We start from the raw sequence: 12,269 nt of genomic DNA on the forward strand, positions 1-12,269 counted from the left end.
CAGCAAGCTTCGAGGTGTCAGATGGAAGACCGCGTTCGTATCCGCTCGGAAGAGATTCTCTCCGACGACTGGGCGGTTCTGAAGAAGACCGTGCTCGACTATCGCCGGCGTGACGGACAATGGGAGACGCAGATTCGCCAGACCTATGATCGCGGCGACGGCGCGGTGATCCTGCCCTACGACCCCCAGCGTTCGACCGTGCTTCTGGTGCGCCAGTTCCGCTATCCCGCTTATGTCACTGGCCACCGCGAACCGCTGATCGAGGCCTGTGCCGGATTGCTGGACGAAAACGATCCGGAAACCGCCATCCGCAAGGAAGCCGAGGAAGAACTGGGTTACCGGTTGAACAGGATCGAGCGGCTGTTTTCACCCTACATGAGTCCGGGCAGCGTCACCGAGCGGCTCTGGTTCTTCATCGCCCGCTATTCGCCCGCCGACCGCATTTCGGCCGGCGGCGGCGCTCCAGAGGAGGGCGAGGACATCGAGGTTCTGGAAATGCCGCTCGACGAAGCGCTGGCCGGCATCGCCGACGGCCGCATCGTCGATGCCAAGACCATCATTCTGATCCAGCATCTGAAGCTTAATCCGATGGCAGCTTGATCGGAGACCAAGGAATTCCAATTCAGCCCGCATGATCCAACAGGCGGGTGGTGGCTGCGTCGCGATGATGTTCGGAATTAACGCGATCGATGCCTTCGACGGTGATGGCGAACGTGCCGTTTTCTGTTCTGGCGATCCAGCCCTTCGCTTTTAGATACCACAGGTGAAACTCGAGGTGCTCACGCGGACAGCCTGACATTCGTTCGAGTTCATCGTCGCCAATGCCAGGATTGTTGACGTCCTGTCGGCGTTTTGCATAAAGCAGTGAGAGCACTTTGGCTTGAAAGGCGGAATCTCGATCGAGGTTCTTGCTGTTGCTCGCCTGATCGGTCAGCTCGGCCCGGAGGTTCAAATGAGCCTTGTATTGAATATCGTATTGCGCACGCTTGACCGGATCCTTGAGCGTGTTGTGAGCCTCCAGGATATCGCTGAAGCGTGACTCGTTGCCGGTGACCTGGTTGTCGGGATGGTAGCGCATGGCAAAATGACGAAAAATGCGCTCTATCGTTTCCGAATTGGCATTCGGACTGATTTCGAGCATTTCGTAGAAGTCGATGAACATACCGGGCCTTCCCATGCCGTGTATTCTCGGCTCTCCCCGCCACAGTTCCGGGGCAAGGCCGACGATGATTATAGAGCTGAATATTTCATGATTTGCTAATACAAAGAACGGACAAAGGACAAGAACGGAACTTAAGCGAAAACGTAAGACCTTTGCGTCCTGCATCGCAGACTTTAGTCTGATAGCATTAGCTCGTTGGAGGCAGCTTACCATGACCGACAAATCCTCTGAGCCACCAATCGAGCGTCGAAGTCACTTGAGAGAAGTGGTTTTGAAGGATGCGTTCATAATCACGCAGGATGGCGAAATAGGCTGCGCCGTCAGAAATCAGCATGAGCACGGCGCTGAGTTGCGTGTCGCTGTGGGGGCAAAAGTGCCGGATAGCTTCCGGCTGCGCGTGCCGTTGGACGGTGCGACTTATCGAGCGGAAGTGCGGTGGAGAAAAGGCGAGCGGCTAGGCATCCAAATCCACGGCAATTTCTCGCTGAAGGTTAGATGATAAGGGCAAGCCGGCCTGATTTCAGGGGCGCGCCGATGCACTGCATTGCGGTGGCTTTCGTCGTTCCTGCATCCTGGCCTCCTCTCTTCGATCCTGACCTTATCGCCAATCGCTTGCCTATATATTAGAGCGAGCGCATATTCTTCGGAGAACAATGGGCGAGGGCTAAGAATGTGCAGCACCTGTGATGGTACAGGGGTCGGCCGGAGGGAGTTCCTCAAAGTCGGCGCGGGACTCGTCGCATTCGGCCTTGGTGGGGCCACGTGGTCGGCGCGCGCGGCACAAGGCGCGGCGACCGCGCTAAGCCTCGATGAAGCGCTCGCTGCGCTAAAATCCGGCAACGAAAGCTACGTCAGTCACCCGGAACTCTGCTCGATGGACCTTGCCGCGCAGCGAAACGCCGTCGCCGCACATCAGGCGCCCTGGGCCACGATCATCAGTTGCGCCGACAGTCGCGTTCCTCCGGAGCTGATTTTCGGCGGTCACGGCGTTGGAGAATTGTTCGTCGCCCGCAATGCCGGCAACCTTGTCGACACTGCGACGCTCGGTACCGTCGAATACGGGGCAGCGGTGCTCGGCTCACCCTTGATCGTGGTTCTGGCGCACACAAACTGCGGTGCCGTGAAGGCGGCGTGCGACGTGGTCACCAAGAACGCGACCTATCCTGGCGCGATCGGCCCGATGATCGAACCGATCCTGCCCGCGGCGATAGCAATGCGGAGCGCAGCGGGCGATTTCGTCGACAACACTGCCAAGGAGAGCGCGCGGAGGACCGCGAGGCGCCTTGCGGCCTCGAGCAAGGTGTTAGCCGGTCTCATTAAGGCGGGGAAGCTGAAGATAGTCGCGGCGATCTATGATCTGCAAACGGGTGCGGTGACCTACATCGAATGACACTCCCCGTCATCGAGATCGAAGGCTCGGGGGATCTCGATGCGTTGGCGTCTGGCCTCAACGCTATTCCGACCCGGCTTAGGTCGAAGCCCGAACAGGTCGACAGAACTATCGCGGCGGGCCGCGAGGCGGTGCGCGTCAACCCGCCCCTCCAGCAGGCGTCCGGCAAGGCGCAAGGACGCGCCGGAATCGTGATGGCGGTCATCAACTGACGATCTTGCCATTGCCCATCGGAATGAGTGGCATGCGCGAAGCTTTCATCGCAACGGCAATCTTCCTGTGCCTGACTACGGCCGCGCTTGCCAGCACGGCTATATGGCCAAAACTGCTGGCCAAACATCGTGACGACGACACTAGCACCGTGGTTCGGCACGCCGCGAACCTGTTCGGGGTCATGACCTCGCTGATGCTCGGGCTGATGATCAATTCGGCCAAGAACACCTTTGAATCGATCGACCACAATGTCCACGCCTACGCGACCGAGTTGATCCTGCTCGACAGGACCTTGCGGCAATATGGCCCGCAAACCGACACGGTACGCCAGCCGCTGGTCGTCTACTTGCAGCGGGTGGCGGGCGATGCCTCGCCGACCAGCGAGACGCTGGTCGCCGCCAACCGGCTCTCTGAGCAGTTGCTGGCGGAAATCGGCACCCGGCTGAGTGCGCTGGCGCCGCCCGACGACGCGCATGGCTTCATTGTGCAGGATGCCCGCCAGCATTTGCAGAAAGTGCTGGAACTGCGCTGGGTGCTGATCGAGCAGTCGGAGGGCACGATTCCAGTGCCTCTGATCACGCTCCTGGTTACCTGGCTGGTGCTGATCTTCGCCAGCTTCGGCTTCAGGGCGCCACGCAATACGATCACCATTTCGACCTACCTGGTGTCGGCGGCTTTGGTTGCCGGGGCGATCTATCTGATCTTCGATATGGACGTGGCCTTTTCCGGCCCGATCCAGATCTCGATGGCTCCGCTGGAGAGGGCACTATCCGAGTTACAGCAGTGATCCGCAGCCGGTAGCCGCGCCGGGCTAAATGACGTTGCGGCGGTTCAACAGAGCAAATCCAACAAATTTGAAGATTTTTGCTGGTGCGGACGACGGGAATCGAACCCGTACGATCAGAGATCGAGGGATTTCAAGTCTCATTTGCGGTGGTGCGGGCGACGGGGGTCGAACCCGTAAGTCACTGAGGACGCAGGATTTTAAGTCCTGTGCGGTTACCAGTTTCGCCACGCCCGCAAGTCACCGTTCCACCGGTATGTCACAGCCCATGTCACAAGTTCAAGCTCGACCCGGGTGCCAGTGATTGCGGCGCCAAATATTTCCTGCGACTGTCTAGGTAAGGCTACGCATTAGATTTTCAGGCGCCCTGCGCCTTTTGCCTTCTGGCTCTAGTCTAGCTAGGAACTTCACCAAGTTAACCGGATCGTTAGGAAGCCAGCTTGGCGTAGCGAATGGTGGTCTGGCCTGTTGCGGCGGCGCTTTTGAACCACTTGCACCCGTTTGGTGAGCGGCATTGCAAACGGGGTTGTTGGCCTTGTTCGCCCAGATGATCCAACTCGTGAGGGTTGGCGTGAACCAGTCCCGTCGAGAGTTGAGGATCTCGGAGAACCGGGGCTCCCGTATCGATTATCCTTCAATGATTTCAATAGTATGCAGTTTATTCGCCCAACTGCGGGTTGTGGTCTGAGTGGCCATCGTCCATGTTTGGGGAACTGCGTCATCGTTGATGGCCGATGCAATCCAATGACAAAATCAACCAAACAGGAGGTAGATCGGGTGTCCGACACCACGAATATTTTTGAACAGTCCCCGGATTTCGACACCTTCGGCGGGCGCCTTTCGAGGGCCCGTGATGCGAGCGGTCTGAGTGTCAAAGAGCTTGCATGGCAATTGAGTGTCAATATGTCGACAATCAATGCTTGGGAGAGCGATCGTTCGCAACCAAGTTCACACCGGCTATTCAATATCACCGGACTCCTCGGTGTAAGCCTATCGTGGCTGCTCCACGGCATCGGTATCGGGCCTGCGGAAGACGATTTTGAAAGCCCAATGGACGCATTTTCGGAGCAATTGACCAAACTGAGGGCTCTGCATTCTGATACTGGACGGCTCATCCGCCAAATGCAGCAGCAAATGGAAGGATAGCGGCACGAAATCAAAATCAGGCCGCTAGAGGGATGTCTTCGCTAGTGTAACGGGTGTGTGTGGGATTTTCAGTCCCTTGCGTCTACCAATTCCGCCACGTCCGCAGGCCAGCCCTTTTCAGACGCCAGACAAAGCCCGTCAAGTCGTGTTCTGCGGTGGCCGAACCGCAACCCAGAGGAGGTGGCGTAGGGATACTGGTGCGATCGCGGAATTATCCGCGCCGCGAGCATCGATAAATATCTGGGTGGCGGATCTGATCCGCCTAAGGCCGGCGCCTCTCAAGCCCAACCCATCCCCCCGCCCACTTGGGGGCGCCGGCCGCCCTTTCCAACAAGTATAGCTGCAGGCGCTTGCGCTTGGCCCGTGAACGTCACCCGTGGGCGATACTCAGAACTCGTAGCTGAGATTGATGCCGACCGTGTTCAGTTGCACGCTGTGATCGCGGTCGTTGAGGAGGGCCGGCGCCTCGTGGTTCTCCGAGCCGAAATCGCAATAGCGATATTGCGCGCCGACGACGAACTTTGTCGGTCAGCGCGTAGTCGACGCCCACGCCCACGGCCCAGCCGACATTTGCCGAGCGGATTTCAGCCGGCGACGCCAAGGTCGAAGTCGACGTGAAACCCGAGTAATCCGGCGATCACCAGGCAAATCCATTCTTCCTCGCTGGTCAAAACACCGCCGGCTTGGCACAGTCAGGCAAACAGGAGTCTTTGATGGCCAGGAAGCCGCCCGCCCGCGCGACGAAACCCAAACCGTGGACCGAAATGGCTACCGACCTGGTCGATGTCGCGATGGGTCGCAAACCCGCCGATCTCGTCATCCGCAACGGACGCTGGGTGAACGTCCATTCGGGCGAGATCATCGCCGGCACCGACATCGCCATATCGGGCGGCCGCTTCGCCTATTGCGGGCCGAATGCCAGCCACACGATCGGGCAGGGCACCAAAGTGGCAGACGCGGGCGGACGCTATCTCGTGCCCGGGCTTTGCGACGCGCACATGCATGTCGAGAGCGGCATGGTGACGGTCACTGAATTCTGTCGCGCCGTCATCCCGCACGGCACCACATCGATGTTCATCGATCCGCACGAGATCGCCAATGTGCTGGGCCTGCCGGGCGTGCGGCTGATGCATGACGAGGCCGTGGCCATGCCCATCAACGTGCACGTGCAGATGCCGTCCTGCGTGCCCTCGGCGCCCGGGCTCGAACATGCCGGTGCCGAACTGACGGTCGCCGATGTCGCGGAAGCGATGAGCTGGGAAAACATCATCGGACTTGGCGAGGTGATGAATTTCCCCGGCGTCGCCGCCAACGATCCGGTGATGTCGGGCGAGATCGCCGCGACGGTCAAAGCCGGCAAGACGGTCGGCGGGCATTATGCCTCGCGCGATCTTGGTCTGCCATTCCACGGCTATGTCGCCGGCGGACCCGAGGATGATCACGAGGGCACGCGCGCCGAAGACGCCATTGCACGCGTGCGCCAGGGCATGAAGGCGATGCTGCGGCTGGGCTCGGCCTGGTACGACGTTGCCTCGCAGATCAAGGCGGTGACGGAAAGCGGCATCGATCCGCGCAACTTCATCCTGTGCACCGACGACAGTCATTCAGGTACGCTGGTGCATGAGGGGCACATGGACCGGGTGGTGCGCCACGCCATCAGCCAAGGTCTGAAGCCGGTGACCGCGATCCAGATGGCAACGCTCAACACCGCCGAGCATTTCAAGCTGGAACGCGAGATCGGTTCGATCGCGCCGGGGCGGTTGGCCGACCTGCTGATCGTTTCCGATCTCACCGCAATGCGCATCGACGAGGTCTATGCGCGCGGCGTCAGGCTGGCCAAGGGCGGCAGGCTCGACATCGATATTCCGGCCTATGACTATCCGAAGACGGCGAAGAACACCGTCAAGTTGGGCAAGAAACTGAAGGCCGGCGATTTCGATATCGCGGCGCCCAAGGGTGCCAACGAAGTGCGGGTGCGGGTGATCGGCGTCATCGAGAACCAGGCACCCACGCGCGCGCTGGAGGCCGATCTGCCGGTCGAGGATGGGCTGGTCGCCATGGATCGCCGCAACGACATATGCCAGATCGCGCTGGTCGAGCGGCACAGGGGCACGGGTGGCGTCACCAATGCCTTCGTCTCAGGTTTCGGCTACATGGCCGACTGCGCCATGGCCTCCAGCGTGGCCCACGACGCCCATCACATCATCTGCGTTGGCACCAATAAGCAGGACATGGCGCTGGCCGTGAACCGACTGGGGGAAGTCGGCGGCGGCGTCGTGCTGTTCTCCAAGGGCAAGGAACTGGCGCTGGTCGAAATGCCGATCGCCGGGCTGATGTCGGACGAGCGCGCCGAGATCGTCGCCGCCAAGGCTGAGAAACTGACCGAGGCAATGCGCAAGATGGGCTGTTCCCTGAACAACGCCTATATGCAGCACTCGCTGCTGGCGCTGGTGGTCATTCCGGAGTTGAGAATTTCCGATGTCGGGCTGATCGACGTGACGACGTTCCAGAAGGTCGATCTGTTTGTCTGAGAAAGGCCGTCCGCTCTTGGTGCTTACCCGCCGGTGGCGATGGTCAGCACCTTGAACGGCGTCGTGATGATGACTTCGGCGGCGGAGCCGACGGCCTTTCCCAGGCCTTGGCCGATATTGCTGAGCTGTGCCGGGTCTTCGTCCGCGGCGAGGCCCGCTGGCGTGCGCAGCCTGTCGCCGAGCAATTGCACCAGGAACGGGTTGTCGGCGAATTTGGCGTGGTTGAGGCCGCCGTCGCCACCCTTGGTCTTGGTCAGGTCGACGACGGCCACGCCGTAGGAGGCGAGATCGGCGGCATTGCCATAGTCCCCGACGCGCGGCTTGTCGCCGGAGATAAACGAGGACAATTTGAGAGCCCGGTCGTCGCCCGAAAGCAGCACGGCGAACGGCTTGTCGGGTTTGCCATAACGGGTCATCTGCTTCTTGAACACGTCGACGTCGATGTCCGGCGAGGCAAGGATGACATAACCCAGCTTGCCGCCGAGATCGCGGTCGCCGGTGATGGCGAGTTGGCGCAGCGCCTCCATCGTCAGCCAGGTTCCCATCGAATGGGCGATGATGTCGATGCTCTTGACCCGCGTCTTGGCGAGCATCCTGAGCGTTGCCTCGAGATCGTCACGGGCGGCGGTGGCACTGTCCTTGTCGTAGATGTAGCCCGTCGTCTTGGCGCTCGACGCCCAGGAGAACAGCACTGGCGTACCCGGATATTTCGTGTCGTGGGCGATCTGCGTCAGCCGGTAGATGCCGTCGTCGAAACCATTGTTGAAGCCATGCACGAAAACCAGCGCACGGTCGCCGCGCATGGCGATGTCGGCGCCGACCGCCTTGGCGAATTGCGGTGCGCCTTCGTAAAGGGTGACATCCCTGGCCGTGAAATCCTTGGCCGGGTTGCTGTTGGCCGAACCCTTGGCGCGCTCGATGTTGCCGACCTGATGGCTTTTCGGAACCGTGACATCGACCCGCGCGAAACTGGTGGTCGGGGAGCGGTCGCCGTCGAAGACCTGCCGTGGGTCCTTCACCGCCTTCTGGCGGGTGGTGGCGACGAATATTTCATGGGTGGCCGCAATATCGGACGCCGGCACGGTGATCGTCGTCTTGTTGAGCAGATCATGCGTATTGCCGGCGCAGCCAGCGACCAGCAGCGCGAACGCAACGACACCGAAACTCTTCAAGCGCAAGGCCACGCGTCGGCTCCCGCATAGGGGACGTCAAACGCATGACGCCGCTTGATACTCCGATAAGGCCAGAGGCGGGCGTGGTCCAGTTCAATTTGGCCAATAGTTCGGCGATGGTGAACAGGCACGGCGAAACCCGCGAGCCGCATCTATTGTCCAAGCAGGCTGATGCGGTCGGTCACGTCCCGGTCGCTGGCGAAACCATCGTCCTCGCGCAGCCGCTGGCCGATCATCTTCACCAGTGCCGGATTGTCGGCGAATTTCGTGTGGTTGAAGCTGTCGCTGCCTTTGACCTTGGAGAGATCGACGACCGTCACGCCGTAGGAGGCCAGGTCCGCCGCATCCTTGTAGTCGCCGACGCGCGGCCGCGCGCCGGCGATCAGGCCGGACAACCTCAGCGCGCGGTCGTCGTCCGACAACAGCAGGATGAACGGCTTGTCGGGCTTGCCGTAGCGGCGCATCTGGCTCTTGAACACATCGACATCGATGTCGGGAGAGGCCAGCACCACATCGCCAAGCTTGCCGCCAAGATCGCGATCGCCGCTGATGGCCATCTGGCGCAGCGTTTCCATTGTCACCCAGGTTCCCATCGAATGGGCGACGATGTCGATGCGCCGCGCACCGGACTGCTGCAGCATTCGCAAGGTCACTTCGAGCTGGTCACGGGCGGCGCTGGCGCTTTCCTTGTCATAGACATAGTCGGTGGTCTTGGCGCCAGAGGCCCAGGAGAACAGCACCGGCGTCCCCGGATAACCGGAATCATGGACGATCTGGGTCAAGCGATAGACGGCGTCGTCGAAGCCGGTGTTGTAGCCATGGACGAAGACCATCACGCGGCCGCCGCGGGCCGCTATGTCGGCGTTGAGCGCGCTGGAGAATTTCGGCTGGGTGTCGTAGCCGACGACCTCGGAAGCCATGAAATACTTGGCCGGATCATCCGACTTGCCGCGTGAGCGCCGCTCGATCTGGCCGGTCGTGTGGAGCCCCGGGACGGTGACGTTGACGCGGGCGTAGTTCAGCGTCGCCGAGCGTTCGCCGTCGAAAACCTTGTTGGGGTCGTCGGAGGGCTTGCGGGTCGTGGCAATGAAGATCGAGTGGTTGCCGGCGATTTCCGTCACCGGCGCGGACATGACCGCGCTGCCGAGCAGTTCCTCGGTTTTGTGGCCGCCGCAGCCTGCCACCAGCAAGGCAAGCGCAAGAATGCAAATCGTCTTCAAATGCACGTCAAAAATTCCACTCGAGCCCAAAAAGGGCCATCCACCCTCCGCGATATCTCCCCAGCAGGCGAAGTGCGGCGGAAGTAAGTCGTGTTCAGCCAAAATGCGGTCGGCGCTTCGCGACGGTCATCGCACTGTTGCGCGAAAGCCAAAGCGGCGGCGAGGCCGTACCATCACAGAGGGCAGGCACCCGCATCTCGGCCGGATGTCGAATTCAGGCGTCCACCAATGCGCGTGCTCGGCGCGACGCGAGAAGCATGAACAAACGTCCCCAAGTACTTGCTGGCATTTCGGGAAGGCGCCTTTGCGGGCGCGGGGCTCGGCCGGGCAATGGTCTTGCCGGGCCGGATGTGTAATAGGGTTGTGGTCTAACTCGCCCGCGGGCGATCCGGGATGATCCTGCCATGACCAGCTTTTCCTCGCGCGTCGCCACCGCCGCCTCCGCGATCCGCCAGATCTTCCCGGAGACACCGCTGCAGGAAAATGACTATCTGTCGAAAAAGACAGGCGCGCGGGTGCTGTTGAAGCGCGAGGATTTGAGTCCCGTGCGGTCCTACAAGATCCGTGGCGCCTTCAACTTCTTCCGCAAGGCGCTTGGCGAAGGAAACCAGGCGGAGCTGTTTGTCTGCGCGTCCGCCGGCAACCATGCGCAGGGCTTTGCCTTCGTCTGCCGCCATTTCGGCAAGAAGGGCGTGGTCTTCATGCCGGTGACGACCCCGCAGCAGAAGATCGACAAGACCAGGCTGTTTGGCGGCGATTTCGTCGAGATCAGGCTGGTCGGCGATTTTTTCGACGACTGCTATCGCGCCGCCTTCGACTTCACCGAAAGCTCCGGTGCCCATATGGTGCCGCCCTTCGACCACAAGGATATCATCGAGGGCCAGGCGACGGTCGCCTATGAGATCGCGGACCAGATGCCGGGCGCGCGCATGCCCGACATCGTCATGCTGCCGGTGGGTGGCGGCGGTCTGGCTGCCGGGGTCACGCACTATTTCGCCGATCAGGGCCGAGAGGCGCGGTTCGTCTTTTGCGAGCCGGCCGGCGCGCCGAGCCTGCGCGAGAGCCTTGCGGCGGGAAAACGGCTGAAGCTCGCCAAGGTCGACAACTTCGTCGACGGCGCGGCGGTCGCCGAGATCGGCCGCGAACCTTTGCGCTATCTCAGGGAGTTCGCCGCCGACAGCGTGCGGCTGGTCCCGGAGAACCGGCTCTGCGCGACCATGATCGAGATGCTCAACGTCGAAGGCGTGGTCCTGGAGCCCGCCGGCGCGCTGGCGATCGACGCGCTGAAGGATTTTTCCAGGAAGGAGATCAGGGGCAAGACCATCGTCGCCGTGGTCTCCGGGGGCAATTTCGATTTCGAGCGGCTGCCGGACGTCAAGGAACGGGCGCTGCGCTTCGAAGGCCTGAAGAAATACTTCATCATCCGCTTTCCCCAGCGGCCGGGCGCGTTGCGCGACTTCCTCGAAATGCTGGGCCCGGACGACGACATCGCCCGCTTCGAATATCTGAAGAAATCGGCGCGCAATTTCGGCTCGGTGTTGATCGGCATCGAAACCAAGGATCGGCGCAATTTCGACCTGCTGAAGGCGAATTTCGAGGCCGAGGGCGTCCAGTATCAGGACATCACCGACAATGAGACATTGGCAGGTTTCATAATATGAGCGGAAAGATCTTCATCGCCCTGTTTTCCGGCATCAATGTCGGCGGCAACCGCATTGTCAGGATGGCGGAGTTGCGGTCGTTCTTCGAGGGTCTCGGTTTTTCCGATGTCTCCACCTACGTGCAGAGCGGCAATGCCGTGTTCCGGGCTGACAAGGGCGACGCCGCCGTGCTGACCAAACAGATCGAGGCGGCTTTCGAGAAGAAATGGGGTTTCCATTCGCGCATCATGGTGCGCGATTTCGAATGGCTCGAACGGCTGGTTCGCGAAAATCCCTATCCGGAAGCGGCCGCTGACCACACGAAGCTCCACGCCTATGCGCTGGAGCGTGAGCCGACCGCCGAAGAGGTGGCGCGGCTGGCTGAAAAGTGCACTGGCCCGGAGCGTTTCGAGGTCAAGGGCGATGTGCTCTATCTCAGCGCGCCGGACGGGCTCGGCAAATCGGTGTTCGCCAACTTCATTCCGCGCACGTTGAAAGTGCCGGGCACGGCCCGCAATTGGCGATCGATGCTGGCGCTGCTGGAGATGGCGGGCAAGTCCGGTAGCGATTGATCCATGCGTCTCGCCGGAAATGCTTGGCGACACGCATGAACGCGCTATGCCGCCTCGGCGCGTTTCCAGTCGAAAGCCAATTCTTCGCGGAACGCAAAGCGTTTGATGTGGTCGGCAACGACGCTTTCGAGGCGCTCGATCGAAGCGGACTCGCCGGTCGATACCGTGATGTGCAGCGCTGCCCCGTCGGCGTCCATGACCGTGCGGCCGAGTGAAAGGTCGATGACGCCGTGATTGGGGTCGAACTCGACGGGAAACTTGTGCGCCCAATGCTTGCACAACTGCTGCAGATAGCGGCTTGCGTGCGCCGTGGAGACATTGGCGTGGCTGGTCGGCATGAAGGGTTCTCCAAAGCTGAATCTGATGATGTGGCGCCGCTCTTCAGGGCAGGCGCCATAGCCGCATAGATAGGCACAATTTAGCGAAACACCATGGAGTG

13 protein-coding genes and 1 tRNA gene are annotated in these 12,269 nt (G+C 60.9%); 9 read left to right on the forward strand and 5 right to left on the reverse strand.

Features of this window, described 5'->3' with window-relative positions; all coding sequences use genetic code 11:
- The first annotated feature begins 21 nt into the window (after nucleotides 1-21).
- Nucleotides 22-600, forward strand: a complete 579-nt coding sequence (locus tag LB536_RS15290) for an NUDIX domain-containing protein (RefSeq protein WP_140755072.1) — start codon at nucleotides 22-24, stop codon at nucleotides 598-600.
- 22 nt (nucleotides 601-622) lie between these two features.
- Here LB536_RS15290 and LB536_RS15295 read toward each other — a convergent pair whose 3' ends face one another.
- Complete coding sequence (locus LB536_RS15295) at nucleotides 623-1,162, reverse strand: DnaJ domain-containing protein (protein ID WP_224593891.1); 540 nt, start codon at nucleotides 1,160-1,162, stop codon at nucleotides 623-625.
- A gap of 211 nt (nucleotides 1,163-1,373) precedes the next feature.
- On the opposite strand from LB536_RS15295, the gene LB536_RS15300 reads away from it, so the two are divergent.
- From LB536_RS15300 to LB536_RS15315, 4 genes are all read left to right on the forward strand, one after another.
- Nucleotides 1,374-1,661 carry a PilZ domain-containing protein gene (locus tag LB536_RS15300; RefSeq protein ID WP_140755068.1) on the forward strand — a complete coding sequence of 96 codons (288 nt, stop codon included), beginning with the start codon at nucleotides 1,374-1,376 and terminating at the stop codon, nucleotides 1,659-1,661.
- Nucleotides 1,662-2,036: 375 nt separating this feature from the next.
- On the forward strand, nucleotides 2,037-2,552 hold the full coding sequence (locus LB536_RS15305) for a carbonic anhydrase (protein WP_224593893.1): 516 nt from the start codon (nucleotides 2,037-2,039) through the stop codon (nucleotides 2,550-2,552).
- Complete coding sequence (locus LB536_RS15310; protein ID WP_140812844.1) at nucleotides 2,549-2,764, forward strand: hypothetical protein; 216 nt, start codon at nucleotides 2,549-2,551, stop codon at nucleotides 2,762-2,764. The genes LB536_RS15305 and LB536_RS15310 overlap by 4 nt, the downstream gene beginning before the upstream one ends.
- 32 nt (nucleotides 2,765-2,796) lie before the next feature.
- On the forward strand, nucleotides 2,797-3,552 hold the full coding sequence (locus tag LB536_RS15315; protein WP_140755062.1) for a DUF4239 domain-containing protein: 756 nt from the start codon (nucleotides 2,797-2,799) through the stop codon (nucleotides 3,550-3,552).
- Nucleotides 3,553-3,699: 147 nt separating this feature from the next.
- Here the strand turns inward: LB536_RS15315 and LB536_RS15320 are convergent.
- Nucleotides 3,700-3,786 (reverse strand) — tRNA-Leu (locus LB536_RS15320).
- A 540-nt stretch (nucleotides 3,787-4,326) separates the two neighbouring features.
- Here LB536_RS15320 and LB536_RS15325 point away from each other — a divergent pair.
- Entirely contained in the window at nucleotides 4,327-4,695 is a 369-nt protein-coding gene (locus LB536_RS15325) for a helix-turn-helix domain-containing protein (protein WP_181178246.1), read from the forward strand.
- A 713-nt stretch (nucleotides 4,696-5,408) separates the two neighbouring features.
- On the forward strand, nucleotides 5,409-7,226 hold the full coding sequence (gene ade, locus LB536_RS15330) for an adenine deaminase (RefSeq protein ID WP_224593895.1): 1,818 nt from the start codon (nucleotides 5,409-5,411) through the stop codon (nucleotides 7,224-7,226).
- A 23-nt stretch (nucleotides 7,227-7,249) separates the two neighbouring features.
- On the opposite strand, the gene LB536_RS15335 is transcribed toward ade, so the two are convergent.
- A complete protein-coding gene (locus LB536_RS15335; protein WP_224593897.1) occupies nucleotides 7,250-8,410 on the reverse strand; it encodes an alpha/beta hydrolase in 1,161 nt (386 codons plus the stop codon).
- 140 nt (nucleotides 8,411-8,550) lie between these two features.
- On the reverse strand, nucleotides 8,551-9,624 hold the full coding sequence (locus tag LB536_RS15340; RefSeq protein ID WP_140755052.1) for an alpha/beta hydrolase: 1,074 nt from the start codon (nucleotides 9,622-9,624) through the stop codon (nucleotides 8,551-8,553).
- Nucleotides 9,625-10,022: 398 nt separating this feature from the next.
- Between LB536_RS15340 and ilvA the strand changes: the two genes are divergently transcribed.
- A complete protein-coding gene (gene ilvA / locus LB536_RS15345; protein WP_140813716.1) occupies nucleotides 10,023-11,279 on the forward strand; it encodes a threonine ammonia-lyase IlvA in 1,257 nt (418 codons plus the stop codon).
- Entirely contained in the window at nucleotides 11,276-11,830 is a 555-nt protein-coding gene (locus tag LB536_RS15350; protein ID WP_224593899.1) for a DUF1697 domain-containing protein, read from the forward strand. Before ilvA ends, LB536_RS15350 begins: the two co-directional genes overlap by 4 nt.
- 44 nt (nucleotides 11,831-11,874) lie before the next feature.
- Here the strand turns inward: LB536_RS15350 and LB536_RS15355 are convergent, their stop codons facing one another.
- Nucleotides 11,875-12,168: a DUF2218 domain-containing protein gene (locus LB536_RS15355; RefSeq protein ID WP_140813715.1), complete on the reverse strand. Its 294-nt coding sequence runs from the start codon at nucleotides 12,166-12,168 to the stop codon at nucleotides 11,875-11,877.
- Between the last annotated feature and the right edge of the window lie 101 nt (nucleotides 12,169-12,269).

The sequence above is a fragment of the Mesorhizobium sp. ES1-3 genome (genome assembly GCF_020164795.1).
Classification (GTDB): domain Bacteria; phylum Pseudomonadota; class Alphaproteobacteria; order Rhizobiales; family Rhizobiaceae; genus Mesorhizobium.